A 17,203-nucleotide genomic window follows, 5' to 3' on the forward strand; every position below is an offset into this window, starting at 1 on the left:
GACAATAGGAATGAAATTTATAACATTTATTGATGCAAACGGCACCCAAAAAGCCGGCTGGATTAAGGATGAGAACGTTTATGATATTAATCTTGTTAGCAACGGTGAGCTGCCTGATAATCTATTAGAGTTAATTAAGAACTATTCCGGATATTTGCCAGTTTTGAAGAGTTTGGAGGGCATTGCGGAGCCATCTGCTCAGTTAAACGAAGTTACACTAACAGCTCCACTGCCAAATCCGCCAAGTGTAAGGGATTTTATGGCTTTTGAATTGCATGTGTTGAATGCAAGGAAACTAACAGGCCGCAAGGTACCCGAAGAATGGTATGAAATACCTGCCTTTTATTTTACCAACCATTTAGTTTTGTCGGGCCACAATGAAAAAATAGAACGTCCTCCCGGCTGTTTCGCGTTGGATTATGAATTGGAGCTGGGCTGCATCATTGGTAAGGAAGGGAAGAACATCAAGGCAGAGGAAGCTGAAGACTATATTTTCGGCTACACCATATTTAACGATTGGTCAGCACGTGACCTGCAACAGAAGGAAATGAAAATTGGTCTGGGGCCAGCAAAAGGGAAAGACTTTGCGACAACCATAGGACCTGTCATCGTCACAAAGGATGAGCTTGAAAAATATCGCTCCGGCCGCGGCTTTGATTTAACGATGACGGCCAAAGTAAATGGAAAACTCCTATCAAAAGGAAATGCTAAAGATCTCTATTACTCATTTGGGCAAATGATTGAAAGGGCATCGGCTGGAGTCACGCTCTACCCTGGAGATATCCTTGGATCCGGCACTGTCGGAACGGGCTGCCTCCTCGAGCTTGGACCAGAGGTTCACCGATGGTTAGAGCCAGAGGATACGGTGGAACTAGAAATAACGGGGATAGGAAAATTAAGAAATCAAATAATTTAATACTTTATTGGCGGCATTTCTCCAATTATTTTCAGGGGGAATTTGCCGCCAATTTTTGTTTGGGAATAGGAAGACGGGCTGCCTTATACCATTGATGGCAAAAAATAATAATCATGATCAGGTCGATAGCATCACCGCCATAATACATGAGCATGCCACCCGCTTCCGCCTGAGCAGCCGCTACTCCGTCTGGCGGGTAAGCATAAATATACTTCGATAAGATTCCGTGCCCGGCAAAAGCAAGAACCATAACGATTGCCCGATATATGAAACTCTTTCGATGCGCTACCGGGTCTATGCAAATTAGCGCGGCTGTAAACAGATATCCTGCCAGAAAGACATGTAAATGGACTGCCACGTAAACAAGGGTGTGTTTATGCATAGCCATATAAAGGTCACTTGTATAAAGAACCCAAAGTCCTCCGACGTTTATCAGGGATGCAACAACCGGATCACTAAGAAACAGAAAATATCTCTTTTTTAAAAAGGAAACAAGTCTTCGCGCAGCATTCACGTTTAATGTTCGTAAAATTATTGTCATCGGAGCCGCTATTACCATTAATAAGGGAGCCAGCATGCCCAAAAGCAGGTGGCTGAGCATATGTGCTGTAAAATCCTGATGGGCCCGCACAGCTAAGGGTCCGCTAACCGCGGCAACAGCACAACATATAGCTAAAACAAAGAAAAATGTCCGGTTCAACGGCCATGTTTTTTTTCGAAATTTTAATAGGGAAACTGCTAACAGATACAAAAACAATACCAACACGAGCGGCAATAAAAGGACAACCTGTAAAAATGTATCGTCCAAATAATGAGTAACATGATTATTGGAGTGCATTTTCTGTCATTTCTCCTGAAGGCAAAGATTTTCTCCGTGCCCGATGCAGAAGAATGAAGCCTGCGATTATAATCATTATTGCCAGAACGTTCCATACGATGTCATAGGGCAATATTTCAACGTTATAGCGAATCTGGTGAAGCTTCATCAGTTTGTGCTGTATGATGCCATCATATAGATTAAATAAACCTGCACCAAGGCACATACCAGCTAACCATCTTGTTGTCTCCCATGCGTTCCGGCGGCGCAGATCTGCCACCATAAACAATGCCCCTACAGTCGCAATCCAACTAAACGCATGGAAAAGTCCATCAGAAACCAGACCAATGCCAGTAGTGGATTTGTCATAGAAGTGATGCCAGTGGAGAAGCTGGTGAAAAAAAGTCTCATCTATAAATGCCACCAATCCAATACCAAACAGGAAGCCCGACCAGACATTTCGAGTAGAATAAACTTCTTTCTTATTTTTTTGTTTAATCGTTCGAACCATATTACCAACCTCGTTTTATTGGCTGTTATTTATAACAGTCTATTTTTTTCCTATCATTACTTTATCCGAAATAGAATAGCCATAATCATAAATTAGGACTAAAGAACCAATTTAACCAGAAATGACAAGTTTCCTCCTTCTACTTAATAAAGATAGTTACGACAGACAGAAAATTTTTAAAGGGGGATCTACAATTGAAAAAGAAAAAGTTTCTTCTCTCTATGATTTTTGTTGTGGTCATGTCTATGATTCTGGCAGCATGCGGTTCCAGCACGAAGGAGGAGGAAGGGACCACAACCGGGACAAGCGGCGGTGAAAAAGCAGAAGAGAAGCCAAAATTCATCAGTATTTTGACCGGTGGAACAGGCGGGACCTACTATCCACTGGGCGGTTCTTTTGCCAAGATTATTAAGGATGCCACAGGAATTGAGGCAAACGCTGAGACTTCAGGAGCATCCGCGGAAAATATGAACACCTTAAAAAATGGTGACGGAGAAATTGCTTTCACCCAGACCGATATTGCGGCTTATGCTGTTGAAGGTAAGCTGATGTTCAAGGAAAAGGTCGGAAATATTAAGGCTATTGCCACCCTCTATCCGGAAACCATTCAAATTGTCACGACTAAGAAATCAGGTATCAAATCCATAGCAGATTTGAAGGGGAAAAAAGTTTCTGTGGGAGCACCAGGTTCCGGAACAGCAGCAAATGCAGAGCAAATTCTCGAAGTACATGGCCTTAGCTTCAATGATATTCAAAAGCAGGACCTTTCCTTTGATGAATCTACCCAAGGAATTCAGGACGGGACAATTGATGCAGCATTCGTAACGGCAGGTACGCCAACCGGAGCTGTAGAGAGCCTATCCGCGACAGAAAACGTGGTGATTGTCCCGATTGCCCAGGATAAAATCGACGAGCTGATTAAAAAGTATCCATACTATATCAAGGATGAAGTCCCATCCGGAACTTATGGGCTCAGTTCTGTGGTTTCTACTGTAGCTGTCCAGGCCATGCTTGTAGCAAGAAGTGATCTGTCAGAGCAAGTCGTATACGATATCACGAAAGCCATTTTTGAAAATCTCGATAAAGTGACCCATGCCAAAGGGAAGCTCATTAAAGTGGAGAATGCCCTAAATGGGGTAGGGATTGATGTCCATCCGGGAGCAAAAAAATACTTTGATGAGAAAGGCGTCAAGGCCCAATAAAACTATCTTGTTCACAATTATTGACCGGCTCTGGCATACGCTAGCCGGTCTCGTTTTCTTCATTATTTAAGGAGGAAAAATGAAAATTAATAAAATAGCACAAATATTCATTGTGCTAGCTACTTGCTTATCTATCGCTATGCTTGTAATAGCATTCATTCCACTCCGGCAGGCGCTTGTGTTCACACCGGTTCATTCAAGTGCCAAAGCCGCTTTTATTCTAGTAAACAATGAATCCACCTTTCAAATTAAGTACACCCATTCAATCCACCTGTCTGACGTAGTGGAAAGCTACAAAATCACTGCTGACCAGCAAATTCAGCAATATGAATTAGAGTATGAGGATACATCAATCGGAATGCCGGCAAATGCCGATAAGGGAGAACGTTTTGAACAACTCAACGGAAAGTATTACATCAAGGATATGAAACGAATTTTCCCATCCTTTTATTTGCGAATCGGACAGGTTCGGGCCAATCACCGCGTCATTTTTAATCATAAGGAATATCCTTTAGCGCATACCATTAAACCGGGAACAGTCGTTAATGTAGAAATACGGAAACTGAATATATTTCAAATTTGGAAAGGAGTGAACATCCTTGAGTACTTATGAAGAAGCACTGTCTGAAGAACAACAGCAGGAGCTTTTAGAAAAATACGACCCGGAAGCAGGAGCAAGAAAGCTGAAGGGTAGGATTGGCTGGATTGTGTTTGCCATTCTGTTGGCCTTTTCTTTATTTCATCTCTATACGGGAATTTTCGGAGTGTTAACTGCCCAGCTGCAGAGGTCTATTCATTTAGGTTTTGCATTAGCGCTTATTTTTTTACTTTTTCCGGCCAGTAAGAAAAAACGTGGGAAAGAGCATAAGGTTGCTTGGTACGATTATATTTTAGCTGCCATTTCAGTCGTTGTTGGCGCCTATTGGCCGCTCATGATCGATGACTTGGTGTTACGGGCTGGTATGCTTACTGATCTAGACTTTTATGTAGGTTTAGCAGCGATTGTATTGGTGTTGGAAGCAACCCGCAGAGCGGTCGGTCTGCCCATCGCGATTATTGCGATAGTTTTTATGGTGTACGCACTTTTCGGTCCTTACATGCCCAGCTTTTTAGCGCACCGCGGCTTGGAATTGGACCGTCTCGTGCAAACGATGTTTTTTACGACGGAAGGCATATTGGGAACACCGATTGCGGTGTCTGCTACCTACATCTTTTTGTTCTTATTATTTGGTTCTTTTTTAATTAAAACAGGGGTGGGCGAATACTTTAACGATTTGTCGATTGCGATTGCGGGACGAAGTGTCGGCGGGCCGGCCAAGGTGGCGGTTTTCTCAAGTGCCTTGCAAGGAACAATCAGCGGTAGTTCTGTCGCCAATGTAGTAACGTCTGGGGCCTTTACAATCCCGATGATGAAAAACCTTGGTTATAAAAAGGAATTTGCCGGGGCAGTTGAGGCAGCCTCATCAACCGGGGGACAGTTGATGCCGCCGGTAATGGGGGCAGCGGCCTTCCTCATGGTCGAGTTTATCGGAAACGGGATTTCTTACTGGGACATCGCTAAAGCTGCGGCAATCCCAGCTGTCCTGTATTTTACCGGAATTTGGATTATGACTCATTTCGAAGCTAAGAAAATCGGCCTTCGCGGGTTGACAAAGGAAGAGATGCCAAACCGGAAAGAAGTATTCAGCAAGCTTTATTTATTGCTTCCTATTGTTGCCATCGTTCTGTTGTTGATGTCCGGGATGAGTGTAATCCGCGCTGCTCTTTGGTCAATCGTTATTACCGTGGTGGTAAGTGCGATTAAAAAAGAAACCAGAATCGGTTTTAAAGGAATCATCGACGCGTTGGCAGATGGTGCGAGGTCGGCCCTCGGAGTGGCCGCCGCTACGGCAGCCGCCGGTATCATTGTTGGGGTGGTGACGAAGACGGGGCTGGGCTTGAAAATGGCGAATGGCTTGCTCGATTTATCCGGTGGATATTTGTTGCCGACTTTATTTTTGACAATGATCGCTTCTCTGATATTGGGCATGGGTTCTCCAACGACGGCCAACTATGTCATCACCTCCACGATTGCCGCACCAGCCATCATTTTATTAGGGGTCCCAGATTTATCAGCCCATTTATTCGTGTTTTATTTTGGGATTGTCGCCGATATTACACCGCCAGTGGCCTTAGCTGCGATGTCTGCAGCGGCTATATCGGGAGGTGAACCATTCCGAACAGGGGTGGAGTCAACGAAACTGGCGATCAGTGCATTTATCATCCCGTATATGTTTGTGCTTTCACCGGAATTGCTAATGATTAATACAACCTGGACGTATGTGATTTGGGTGGTCTTTACGGCGTTTATCGGAATGATTGCCATCAGTGCAGGTGTAATTGGTTTTTGGATGAGAAAAATGCACTGGTTAGAACGGATTGTCGCCTTGATTGCCGGTTTATGCTTAATTTATCCGGAAAAAATAAGCGACATTGTCGGGCTGGTGGCGTTCGCGCTTTTATTCGGCTTACAGGTAATGCATAAACGAGGAAATGCTGCGAAAACTAGTGCCTAAACACAAGGCCGGTTCCACCAAAAAGATCTAAGGTGGAACCGCCTTTTTATATCCCGTCATGGGTTACTTCAGAGGGAAACATCAATCAATACGATTTCCTCTGAGGCAAGTGCCTCTTTAAAAACTTTTTCAAAATACGACAACGTTTCGATCCGGAAACCTTTAATGCCGTAGCTCTCGGCCAATTGGACAAAATCAGGATTCCCGAAGGTAAGGCCGTAGTTTTCTCCAAACATTTTGTTCATAGTTTGGACTTCAAGCTTGAGCATTGAGTCGTTTAAGACAATGATGATAAAAGAAAGGCCTAAACGATTGGCGGTTTCGATTTCGGAAATATTCATTAAAGCTCCGCCGTCTCCGGTAATGCAAATAACCTGGTCGGAAGGGCAGGCAAGCTTCGCACCAATGGATCCCGGAATAGCAATCCCCATTGAAGCCAGCCCATTTGAGATTATCGTTCTATTCGGCTTTTTAGGCTGATAGGTTCGGGCAATTGCAACTTTATGGGCCCCTACATCGGAAATCACAATTGCATTTTCGTTGGTGCATTTTTCAACTATATGAAGAATGTTTTCGATCGTTAAATTCGAATCGGTTTGCTCTGTTTGATAAGCTGTCTTTATTTTTTCCTGAAGGCCGCCAGATGGGGCCCAAGTTTTGTGCGGAAGCTTTTGCTGCACAAGCATTTCAAGTGTTTTCTTGATATTTCCGACCAATTCAGCTTCAACTGGGTAATACTCATTTACCTCTGCCGGAACTGTATCAATATGGAAAACCGGCAGCTTTTTCGGATTCCAGTCCTTTGGCAATTTTTCAACAAAATCAAACCCTATGACAATGAGGAGGTCTGCCTCTTCTAGTCCAACTAAAACTTTGTCCTGCTCATTAAAGCCAAATGTAAAATATTGCTGAGGGTGGTCTTTTGGCAGCACCCCTTTGGCCATAAAACTATGTGTGACAGGGACATCGAGGGCCTCGATAAAGGAGAGCAGTGCGTCCCCGGCATCCTGACGGATGACCCCGTTTCCGACAATGACAAATGGCTTAAGATGATTTTCAATAAGGCGGACGGCATATTTTATCGCCTCCATATCGGGAACCAAGTCTGGAATCGGCGGCACCTGCAGAGGTTTGTTTGGGATCATCTGCGCTGCCAGATTTTCCGGGAGGGTGACCACTGCAGAGCCGGGTTTTTCTAATTTTGCCGTTCTGAAAGCTTTTCGGATTGCAGTTGGAATGGATTGAGACTCCAGAATTTGCGTGCTCCATTTTGTGACCGGTTCAAACAACTTGACGATGTCGACAAATTGATGGGATTCCGGATGCTGCCTATTCAAGCCTGCCTGGCCGACAATGGCCACGACCGGTGAATGATCGAGCTGGGCACTGGCAATACCAGTTAATAGATTGGCGGCACCGGGTCCAAGAGTGGACGTACAAACACCAGGTTTATTAGCTAACCTCCCATAAACATCTGCCATAAAAGCGGCACCTTGTTCGTGCCGGACATTTACAAACTGGATCTGCTCCGATTTTGACAAGGATTCGGCAAAATCCAGCGTTTCCTTACCAACAATTCCAAATATATATTCCACACCTTCGTTCTCCAGGCATTGTACAAGCACATCCGTTACTTTCAAATCATTCATCTCCCCCAAATTTTTTCATACTCTAGTTTTCACCAAATAATGTCCAAAAAATCTGCCCGTTTTCATTGTTCCTGAACGGGTGTCCCTGTCCCTGATACGCTTTTTACATATAATTACAAGAAAGCATTTTTTATAAGGTGAGGTGGAACAGTGAATCAGACAGTTCTCGTGGTTGCAGCACACCCCGATGACGAAATCCTCGGAATCGGCGGAACAATAAAAAAATTAATTAATCACGGCTATAAGGTTGTAACCGTTGTTGCTGCAAAAGGGAGGAAGGAAGAGGAGAATCATATCAAGCCCTTTATGCAAAAAGCAAACGAACAACTAGGGGTAGAAGAAACCGTTTTTTTAGAAATGCCGAACCTGTTATTAGAAATGATTCCCTTGCACAAACTTAATAAGGAAGTGGAAAAACTAATCGCCCAATATGACCCATGCATGATTTTTACCCATCATTATGGCGACCTAAACCGAGATCATCAGGTTCTGTTTCAAGCGGTCCTTACGGCAGCCCGGCCTCTGCCCGGCAGGCGACCGATAGAGATTCTCTGCTTCGAAACAGTTTCCTCAAGCGAATGGAGTCAGCACACAAATGATAAGGAATTTAAACCTAATTATTTTGTCGATATATCCGATACCATTCATGATAAAATCAGTGCCCTAAAGCATTATGATGTAGAAATGCGCCCTTATCCTCATCCACGTTCTTATGAGGGAGTCACCTATTTGGCTCGAGTCCGCGGGATGACGGTCGGTGTCGAATATGCCGAAGCATTTGAAATCATCAGGAGGGTTTGGAAGTGACTGAAGAACAAAAAAATAAACCACCCTCCACACAAATCTTATTCCCGCAGCTCATCACCCAAATGGACAAATATTATGGAATAACGGAACAATTGGAGGATAATGGAAAAAGGTGTCAGACACCTTCTTCCATAAGTTCTCAAAAGGATAAATTGCGTATTTTAATGACAACTTTTTGGGAATATCCGTTTGTGGGGGGCTTGCAGAATTATATTGCGGCTTTGAAGAGCGGGCTTGAGGATTTGGGGCACCAGGTCGATGTTTTGAGCCCGAATCAATTTCCAAGGGATGAAGTGAAAAAGCTTCGGTCTGAGATTACCGAGAATGCAAAACAATTTTTTATTAACCGTTATGGGAGTTATAATCAAAAAATTTTAAGAAATTATTGTGATTTATCTGTTTTTGAAGCTTTGGCAAAAAGTGTGGATTTAAAAGAATACGATATTATTCATTCGCAAGATCGGTTTACTGCACTGGTGATGGCAAAATTAAATCAGAAATATAACAAACCACTATTATTCACTCCGCATGGTTTTATGACCCAGCGCCGCTTAAAGTTCAATCTAATTGAAAAGGGATCGATAGAGGAATTCTACTTTTCTGAAATTGATAGACAAGCAGTAACCAACGCCAGTCATATCGTCATCTTGTGCGAGGTATTCAGGCCTCTTTTGCAAAATCTAGGAGCAGAAGATGAAAAGATGACAACCGTTTATACCGGTATCCAATTTGAAAGAGTGAAAGCGGCGAAACAACGGGACACCGTCGTGATTACCTGCGTTTCCCGTCTTCGCCCGCGCAAGGGCCATAAATATTTATTCGAGGCACTTGCCCTTCTTAAGAAAAAACTAGGAAATGTAGAAGTCCGTATTGTCGGTGACGGGGAGATGCGGGAGGAACTCGAGAAGCAGGTTCAGGACCTTCAATTGAAGAATGTTAAATTTTTGGGGAAGCGGACCGATATTCCGGATCTTTTAAGCGAATCTGACATCTTTGTGTTACCAACGACAAGTGATACTTTACCGATTTCAGTCATTGAAGCGATGTTTGCCAAGCAAGCCATTTTAACAACTGATTGCGGCGGCATTCCTGAGATTATCCGTGATGAATATTCCGGACTGATAGCAGAGCCCGCCAATTCTAAACAGTTCGCAAAAAAACTGCTTAGGCTCGTAAAGAATCAGACCTTAAGGAGAAAATTGGCGAGGCAGGCACGGAACTATGCGAAAAAACAATTGACTGTGAATTATATGGCTCTAAAAATAGCTGGAATCTATCAATCTTTATTATGAAAGGAGGGAAACGTGTGCATCACGATATCCCTGCCGTCGTACTTGATATGAGTGCCACCGGAATCGGCATCGTCAGAAGCCTGGCCCAAAAAGGAATCACAGTTTATGCATTTGATACTTTAGGAAAATACAAAATTGGCAAAACGCGGCATGCCATTTGCGGCGCCTGTCCAAATCCGGTTACAGAAGAAGAGGAGCTGCTCTATTTTCTCTGCCAAATTGGACATAACTTTCCGCAGAAAGCGGTCATGTTAGCAGGCTCAGACGATTATGTTCATTTTATTTCAAAAAATAGATATGTTTTATCGCAATACTATCGTTTTTTATTGCCAGAGCACTCTCTAATCGAAGCAGTCCTCGATAAACGACTGACCTATGAATTGGCCGTTAAATCCGGCGTTCCCTGTCCAAAGACTTTTATCGTAAACGATGAACAGCAGCTAGAACAAATTATCGGACAGCTGATCTTCCCCTGTATTTTAAAACCCGTCCATTCCTCTCATTTTCGCTCTAATATTGATCACAAGCTGTATAAAAAAGCCATCTTGATTGAAGATGCCGCACAACTACAAAAGGAATATCTTTTTTATCGTCAATATGGAGAGCTAATGATTCAAGAAGCCATACCGGGTGAGGAGAATGCTATTTTCTCCGTTAAAACCTTTTTTGATAAGAAGATGGCTTTAAAGGGTCTGTGGATGAATCAAAAGCTTCATCAATTTCCGCCGCACTTTGGCTCTTCGGCATTGGTCGTCAGCAAAAGGGAGGAGGAAGTCATCGAGCTTGCTGTTCCCTTTCTGAAGGCAATTGAAATGAAAGGATTGGCCATTGCTGAATTTAAGAAGGATCCTAGAGACGGAAAGTTTAAATTCATCGAAATTAACCCAAGAATCGGTTTGACTCAAGGCTTATCGATTGCTTGTGGCGTTGATTTAGCCTATTTATATTATTTATCACTTACGAATCAAGATCCGGAGCCAGTCGTAGTGCAGAAGGATGGAATCAAATGGGTCTACTTTGTTCGTGATTTCTTGTCCTTCCGGCAAAAGAAAAGACTCGGTGAGATGACATTTTTCGAGTGGCTGAAGGGTCTTTCCGGGAAAAAAGTCGAGGCGCTGTTCAGGTGGGACGACCCGCTTCCGTTCTGTCGCAGCTTTGTCTCGCATCTTCGCAATTTATGGGGTAGGCATTAAAAAATTTTACCAAAAAAGGGGTGATTTTTCCTTTGACTAGTAAGGAAGAAATTCTCGGTCAATGGCAGTACTATGGCTGGGAAGAAAAGTTCGCGGGCGTTCTTCAAAAACCCGTCACCTTAAGTGAAATAGAATGTTTGAAGAATTCACGGGATAAAACAAGCGTTTGGAAACTAACTTTAAATTCGGAATCAGAAACCGTTCCTGTCATCCTGAAAATTTTTCAGCAACCGCTAAAAGAAAACCACATCGTAGAAATGAATATGTATCGTAAAGCCTATCCTGTCTTTCAGGAAATGATGCCGAAAATGATTTGGCTCGAGTCTGATGTAAAGGACGGTGAATTCTGGCTGTTCACTGAATGTTTGGAGCCCGTTCGGGGTCAGATTAAGCTGAGACCTTATCACCTGGAACGGATGATTCCAACGGTGGCAAAATTTCATGCCCTTACTTTCAAAAGCCCTCTTTCGGATGAGCAGGCGACGTTATTTGATTCTTGGCTTCCCCGTTATGAGTCTAAGGAGTTGACTACGGAAAGAATCGAACATATTGAAAAAACAAAGGAACACCTGGATTTAGCCATGAAGGATCCAGATTTAAGGAAATTGGTAGAGCCCGCTTATGATATCATTAAAGTTATTTTGGGGAAGGGGCCATTATTTTTCCCGGAAGTGATTGAAGCTGGTCAGTGCCTCATCCACGGTGATCTTCATATTCACAATATTTGCTGTCAAGACACGAGCGATGAGCACAATTGGCCTGTTCAATTGATTGATTGGGAGTCTGCCAAATACGCACCTTGCTGGTATGATCTTGTTGTCCTTGTTGAACTGCTTATTGATTTCCGCGCCGATTGGCATAAGAAGGAGGAGGACATTCGCAGCCGATGTGTAGACATTTACAGCAAGGAAATGGCAAAGTACGGAATTGTCTTTCAAGAAGATCCTGTTAAGCTTTTAAAAATGACTTATTTGCAAAGGGTTTTGGAAAAAAGATTACTTAATCATTTACGAAGGGTGTTAAACGGAGAAAAGAGCCTCCTTTTAAAAAGATACCTTGAGAAAATCGTGGTTTGGGGTAAGGAGCTCGATTTATATTAGGTTTTTTATTGAAAGTTAGGGGGATCACTTTTTGATGAGAAAAAAGCAGGGCAATCTCAGTGAACTGGATGGCAGTGAGTATAAATGAAAGTACTGGTAACAGGTGGAGCGGGGTTTATCGGCTCTCATGTGGTGCAAAATTTAGTAAAGTCCGGCCATGATCCGGTTGTGGCCGATAATTTATGTACAGGTAGTCTTGAGTTTGTTGAAAAGGATGTCCCCTTTTACAAGGTAGATATAACCTCGCCGCAGATCGAGACTGTTTTTGCAAAGGAACGTCCGGATGCAGTTATTCACCTAGCAGCACAGGTGGATGTGGCCTATTCAATGCAAGATCCGGCGGGGGACGCCAGACAAAATATTCTTGGAACGATTCAGCTTTTGGCCAATAGCCAGCGATTTGATGTGAAGAAATTTATCTTTTCCTCTAGCTGTGCTGTCTATGGGAAACAGGATGATGTAAGTATAGAGGAGACATTCCCTGTTCAGCCTTTATCCTATTATGGGATTTCCAAGTATTCCTCAGAAATGTATATCAAAGCCTTTAACAGTTTGCATCAACTTCCCTATACGATATTGAGATATGCCAATGTGTACGGACCCCGGCAAAGCACAAAAGGGGAAGGCGGGGTCATTTCGATTTTTGCGCAAAAGGTTCTTCAGGGAATTCCTCCCTTTATTTATGGCGACGGAGAGCAGACAAGAGATTTCGTCTTCGTGAAAGATGTTGCCGAGGCAAATGTGCTTTCGCTTAACAGTAGTACGAATGAAACCTTTAATATTGGCTGCAATATAAAAACTAGCATCAATGAACTCTTTCAATCTATCTCCAAACTTACCTCTAAAAACATCCAACCAATCTTTTCGCAAGCCCGCAGTGGAGATATCCTCCACAGCTGCCTTAACAACTCCAAAGCGAAGTCACTTTTGGGCTGGGAGCCAAAATATGATCTTCATAGCGGTCTAACCGAAACACTAAATTATTACTTGAACACAAATGAAAAAGGTTCAGTTGGTGCCTGAACATCGCCTCCTAAAATGGGGGCTTTTATTTTTTAAAATAAGTGCAAGACTATAGGCAGACAGACTTAAGCTATTTGAGGGCAGGGATGAAAATGATTTTTACAAGCATCATAATCATTATCTTATTAGTATACTTTTTGATTATTCGACCGTTAACCAATCGCAACCGACCGCAAATCATGGAACCGCCGCGCAGAAATTACTACGGCAGGCAGGAATATTACCCTCAAGGTCATGGTGGCTTTGGGCGGTTCGGAACCTTCGCAGGCGGCATGGCAGCAGGGGCTTTATTAACCTATCTTTTTGAACAAGGCAGAATTGGCTTTGATCAGTTTCAAGCAATGCAGCACCTGCAAGACCATGAAATCATGCAGCAGTTGATGGACCAAAATATTATCCAAGAGGATGAAATTGAACAACTCCGGGAAGAACTAGGGGATGACTCAAACCAGGATTACGATTATGACAATTCAGACAACGATAATCAGCAGGATGATTATGACCAAGGAGATTGGGACAGCGGTGACGATAATTGGGTATAAGCTAGATTCATTTTGAATTTTCTCAAAATAAGTTTTATTGTAAGCGTATGCTATAATATTTTTGTAAATTGAATACATCAGTAAAAGGGAGCAGTCATGATGTTAAAAGATATTTTTATGAGCCTATCACAAAATCAATTCCTTAATAGTACTGCTAAAAAGTACGGCTTGAAGATGGGAGCACAAAGTGTTGTTGCGGGAACAAATATTGAGGAAGCAATTAAGAGTATTAAAGACCTCAACGCCAACGGTATCTCCTGTACTGTCGATAATTTGGGTGAGTTTGTATTCAAAGAAGAAGAGGCAGCAGCTGCTAGGGAACAGATTCTTAAAGTTATCGAAGCAATACATATTAATAATGCCGACGCACATATCTCTTTAAAACCAACTCAACTTGGATTAGATATTGATTATAGTCTTTGCTTAAACAATGTCAGAGAGATTGTCGACAAGGCTAATCAATATAACATGTTTGTCAATATCGACATGGAGGATTTCAAGCATCTTCAGCCAACGTTTGATCTATTGGATGATCTTTCTTTAGAGTATGATAATGTCGGTACCGTTATCCAGGCTTACTTCCATCAGGCAATGGATTATCTTGAAAAATATAAAAACTTTCGGATTCGCCTTGTAAAAGGAGCCTATAAAGAGCCTGCAGAGATTGCCTATCAGGACAAAAAGGATATTGATGCCAACTATATCAAGTTGATTGAATGGCACCTATTAAACGGCAAATTTACATCAATTGCCACTCATGACCATCGAATTATCAATCATGTAAAGGAATTTGTTAAACTGAACAATATTCCTAACGATAAATTTGAATTCCAAATGCTGTATGGTTTTAGAAAAGAGCTGCAGTTAAAGCTGGCAAAAGAAGGCTTTAATTTCTGTACGTATGTCCCATTTGGCAACGACTGGTACGGCTATTTCATGCGTCGGCTTGCAGAAAGACCACAGAATTTAAATCTTGTGGCGAAGCAAGTTTTCAATAAGAAAACAAACACGATTCTTGGTGTTGCGGCTGGAGCCTTTATTTTAGGACGTGTGACAAGAGGCAATAAAAATAAACGTAAATAATGAACTACAAACTCTCATTTTCAGGAATGAGGGTTTTTTTAGCTAAAACACGCATTTACATTGTAAATATAAGTAAATCCAAAGAAATTTTTCATGAAAAATGATATAGTAAACTAATTGAATAGTTCGGTTTGTTTTAAAAAAGGAGAGAAAAGCTTTGGAAAGATTTAAGTGGAACCCTAGTTGGGTAATTGTCATTTCCGTCATCACTTCATTACTGTTGGGAGCATGTTCTAACGATCCTACATCTAAGGAAACGAACAAAACAAAAGTAGATACGGTTTCAAAGGAAACAACAGAAAAGAAGGCTGATGTTGAAGTAAAAGAGTCGGCGCAACCAGTAGAAGTCGGGAATAATAGCGAGCCTGTCACTGAGCCCAAGCAAAGTCAAGAGGAGCTTGCCAAAAGTCTTGGTTTGGAGCTAGTCACTGTTGGCAGGGTTGTAGATGGTGATACGATTGTCACTTCAGACGGAAGAAAAGTTCGCTTTGTTGGGGTCAACACCCCGGAATCGACGACTAGACATGAAGTTTACGGTAAAGAAGCCAGCAATTATACGAAATCGAAGCTGGAGGGAAAACAGGTTTGGCTGCAAAAGGATGTATCCTCAACCGATCGCTATGGACGCTATTTAAGGATTATCTGGATGGATGTACCAACAAATGATATGGATGAAGCGGAAATTCGCAGCAAAATGTACAACGCGGATTTGGTCTTAAATGGATATGCGGAACCCTCCACATATCCTCCGGATGTCAAATACAGTGAGTTTTTTGTAAAATTCGCGCGGGAAGCACGGGAAGCAAATAAAGGTCTGTGGTCATATGGCGCAGATGGAACGACGAAGGGGGATCTGGACGGAAGTTCTACTTCAAAAAGCAGCGGTTCCTATTCAACAGGGAGCAGCACGTCTACAGGATCTACTTCGAGCGGAACGGATACAAGCACAACAGGGACTAAATCTGAGATTTTTCAAAATTGCACTGAATTGAGGAAGGTGTATCCAAACGGTGTTCCTGCCGGCCACCCAGCTTATCAAGCGAAAATGGATCGAGATAAAGATAATTATGCGTGTGAGCAATAAGGCGGCAGGGCGGTTATTTTTCCCGGTCAGTTCTAAAAAGTCATCTTTTTGATGGCTTTTTTTGTTTTTAAGTCAGACAAACGGACAAAATTCGACATCACCTTTGTTTTATAATAATAAAGGACTGGATAATAATCCCTGTTTTCTCATTACATATTTTGTCGGTTAATAAGGTCATTTGAAGCAGATTGGGAAATACCTAGTCATGTTGACATGTATTCCGGAATAGGATAGTTCAGTGGGTCTCAAATATGGCGTTGATAAGACAACTTGATAAAGGATAAGAGGAGAAGTTGCGTAATGGGAAAGTGGAAGTGGGTCGTGCCAATTTGTTTAATTGCTAGTTTACTAGGATTGGCCGGCTGTGCTGAAAAAACGGTCAAAGAGAACACTGGCCCAAAGGTGACAGAACAGGCCAAACCACCTGTTAAAACAGGGGAAGAAAAACCTCAGAAGGAAGAACCAAAACCAATTATAGTCAATGTTATTGATCCAAATACTAAGGAAACTATTAGAACGTTTTCACCAAAGGAAATGGGCTTTGAAACAAATAAAGATGCCTATCAAAAAGAACTTGAAAAATGGGCGAAGGATTTGGCAAGAGGAACTGAAGCGAAACCGGGATATGATCAAAAGATGGTTCTCGATAAAATCGATGCCAATGGTCAATTAATTAAAGGAAAACCGCGGATTATCCTTGAAGAATCGGAATTGGTGGAAAAAATAATGGCGGCATCTGTTGCAGGCGGGGATGTGGATCTGCCAATTTATGTGACAGAAAGCGGCTATAAGCCTGAAGATATTGCTGGTTTGGGAGAAGTAGTATTGGCATCGTACTCGACATACTTTGACAGTAGGGTGGCGGGGCGCTCCAAGAATATCGAGCTATCAGGCGAAGCCATTGATAACGTAATTGTTGGTACTGGAGATGTTTTTTCCTTTAATACAACTGTCGGCCCAAGTGATGCTGCTCATGGCTATCAGCCCGCAAAGGAAATCGTCAATAAGAAGCTGGTCGATGGGATTGGCGGCGGTATCTGCCAAACGTCTTCAACATTGTTTAATGCCATTGACAAAGTAGGTGTGCAATATATTGAATGGAATCACCATTCACTTTCGGTTGGCTATGTCCCTCCTGGCCGTGATGCCACTGTCTCATACGGCGGCAAGGACTTTCAATTTCAAAACACCACAGGAGTGCCGTTATTAATCAAAACCATTTACGGAAAAGGAAAATTAACCATTGAAATAAGAACATCCGCAGCTTATCAAACCCTTTATGCACAGGGACATTAGATGTTTTTGTGGAGTCAGACACTATATCCAATATGGATAAAGTGTCTGACTCCACTTTTTTATTTGGTTAATTTTTAAATGCATATTCCTTCTATACAAAGCGAAAAATAGCTTTGGTTTGTTAGAAAAATAT

Annotated in this window: 16 protein-coding genes; 13 read left to right on the forward strand and 3 right to left on the reverse strand. The window is 42.4% G+C overall.

All coding sequences use genetic code 11. The annotated features are described in order from the left end of the window. The first annotated feature begins 10 nt into the window (after nucleotides 1-10). Nucleotides 11-916, forward strand: coding sequence for a fumarylacetoacetate hydrolase family protein (locus ACNQGS_RS02345; protein WP_491485947.1), 906 nt, complete (start codon nucleotides 11-13; stop codon nucleotides 914-916). 31 nt (nucleotides 917-947) lie between these two features. On the opposite strand, the gene ACNQGS_RS02350 is transcribed toward ACNQGS_RS02345, so the two are convergent. Both ACNQGS_RS02350 and ACNQGS_RS02355 read right to left on the reverse strand, forming a co-directional pair. Further along, on the reverse strand, nucleotides 948-1,754 hold the full coding sequence (locus ACNQGS_RS02350; protein WP_491485948.1) for a cytochrome c oxidase assembly protein: 807 nt from the start codon (nucleotides 1,752-1,754) through the stop codon (nucleotides 948-950). Then, nucleotides 1,741-2,244, reverse strand: a complete 504-nt coding sequence (locus tag ACNQGS_RS02355) for a DUF2243 domain-containing protein (RefSeq protein ID WP_491485949.1) — start codon at nucleotides 2,242-2,244, stop codon at nucleotides 1,741-1,743. Before ACNQGS_RS02355 ends, ACNQGS_RS02350 begins: the two co-directional genes overlap by 14 nt. Before the next feature lie 194 nt (nucleotides 2,245-2,438). Between ACNQGS_RS02355 and ACNQGS_RS02360 the strand changes: the two genes are divergently transcribed. The 3 genes from ACNQGS_RS02360 to ACNQGS_RS02370 all read left to right on the forward strand — a co-directional run bounded on the left by ACNQGS_RS02360 (nucleotide 2,439) and on the right by ACNQGS_RS02370 (nucleotide 6,001). After that, on the forward strand, nucleotides 2,439-3,446 hold the full coding sequence (locus tag ACNQGS_RS02360) for a TAXI family TRAP transporter solute-binding subunit (RefSeq protein WP_491485950.1): 1,008 nt from the start codon (nucleotides 2,439-2,441) through the stop codon (nucleotides 3,444-3,446). A gap of 79 nt (nucleotides 3,447-3,525) precedes the next feature. Continuing rightward, nucleotides 3,526-4,059, forward strand: a complete 534-nt coding sequence (locus ACNQGS_RS02365; protein WP_491485951.1) for a DUF1850 domain-containing protein — start codon at nucleotides 3,526-3,528, stop codon at nucleotides 4,057-4,059. Next, a complete protein-coding gene (locus ACNQGS_RS02370; RefSeq protein WP_491485952.1) occupies nucleotides 4,046-6,001 on the forward strand; it encodes a TRAP transporter permease in 1,956 nt (651 codons plus the stop codon). Before ACNQGS_RS02365 ends, ACNQGS_RS02370 begins: the two co-directional genes overlap by 14 nt. A gap of 68 nt (nucleotides 6,002-6,069) precedes the next feature. On the opposite strand, the gene ACNQGS_RS02375 is transcribed toward ACNQGS_RS02370, so the two are convergent. Beyond that, nucleotides 6,070-7,650 (reverse strand): acetolactate synthase large subunit, encoded by a 1,581-nt coding sequence (locus ACNQGS_RS02375; RefSeq protein ID WP_491485953.1) that lies wholly within the window; start codon nucleotides 7,648-7,650, stop codon nucleotides 6,070-6,072. A 150-nt stretch (nucleotides 7,651-7,800) separates the two neighbouring features. On the opposite strand from ACNQGS_RS02375, the gene ACNQGS_RS02380 reads away from it, so the two are divergent. The 9 genes from ACNQGS_RS02380 to ACNQGS_RS02420 all read left to right on the forward strand — a co-directional run bounded on the left by ACNQGS_RS02380 (nucleotide 7,801) and on the right by ACNQGS_RS02420 (nucleotide 17,070). After that, nucleotides 7,801-8,457, forward strand: a complete 657-nt coding sequence (locus ACNQGS_RS02380; protein WP_491485954.1) for a PIG-L deacetylase family protein — start codon at nucleotides 7,801-7,803, stop codon at nucleotides 8,455-8,457. Then, on the forward strand, nucleotides 8,454-9,749 hold the full coding sequence (locus ACNQGS_RS02385; RefSeq protein ID WP_491485955.1) for a glycosyltransferase family 4 protein: 1,296 nt from the start codon (nucleotides 8,454-8,456) through the stop codon (nucleotides 9,747-9,749). Before ACNQGS_RS02380 ends, ACNQGS_RS02385 begins: the two co-directional genes overlap by 4 nt. A gap of 14 nt (nucleotides 9,750-9,763) precedes the next feature. After that, on the forward strand, nucleotides 9,764-10,942 hold the full coding sequence (locus ACNQGS_RS02390; protein WP_491485956.1) for a carboxylate--amine ligase: 1,179 nt from the start codon (nucleotides 9,764-9,766) through the stop codon (nucleotides 10,940-10,942). A 32-nt stretch (nucleotides 10,943-10,974) separates the two neighbouring features. Further along, nucleotides 10,975-12,042: a phosphotransferase gene (locus ACNQGS_RS02395; RefSeq protein ID WP_491485957.1), complete on the forward strand. Its 1,068-nt coding sequence runs from the start codon at nucleotides 10,975-10,977 to the stop codon at nucleotides 12,040-12,042. An 84-nt stretch (nucleotides 12,043-12,126) separates the two neighbouring features. Further along, nucleotides 12,127-13,065 (forward strand): NAD-dependent epimerase/dehydratase family protein, encoded by a 939-nt coding sequence (locus tag ACNQGS_RS02400; protein WP_491485958.1) that lies wholly within the window; start codon nucleotides 12,127-12,129, stop codon nucleotides 13,063-13,065. A gap of 41 nt (nucleotides 13,066-13,106) precedes the next feature. Further along, a complete protein-coding gene (locus ACNQGS_RS02405; RefSeq protein ID WP_491485959.1) occupies nucleotides 13,107-13,607 on the forward strand; it encodes a hypothetical protein in 501 nt (166 codons plus the stop codon). Nucleotides 13,608-13,703: 96 nt separating this feature from the next. Then, nucleotides 13,704-14,690 carry a proline dehydrogenase family protein gene (locus tag ACNQGS_RS02410; RefSeq protein ID WP_491485960.1) on the forward strand — a complete coding sequence of 329 codons (987 nt, stop codon included), beginning with the start codon at nucleotides 13,704-13,706 and terminating at the stop codon, nucleotides 14,688-14,690. A 157-nt stretch (nucleotides 14,691-14,847) separates the two neighbouring features. Beyond that, nucleotides 14,848-15,774 (forward strand): thermonuclease family protein, encoded by a 927-nt coding sequence (locus ACNQGS_RS02415; protein WP_491485961.1) that lies wholly within the window; start codon nucleotides 14,848-14,850, stop codon nucleotides 15,772-15,774. 300 nt (nucleotides 15,775-16,074) lie between these two features. Then, nucleotides 16,075-17,070 (forward strand): VanW family protein, encoded by a 996-nt coding sequence (locus tag ACNQGS_RS02420; protein ID WP_491485962.1) that lies wholly within the window; start codon nucleotides 16,075-16,077, stop codon nucleotides 17,068-17,070. The last annotated feature ends 133 nt before the right edge of the window (nucleotides 17,071-17,203 follow it).

The organism is Neobacillus sp. PVCKKU3 (assembly GCF_058323225.1).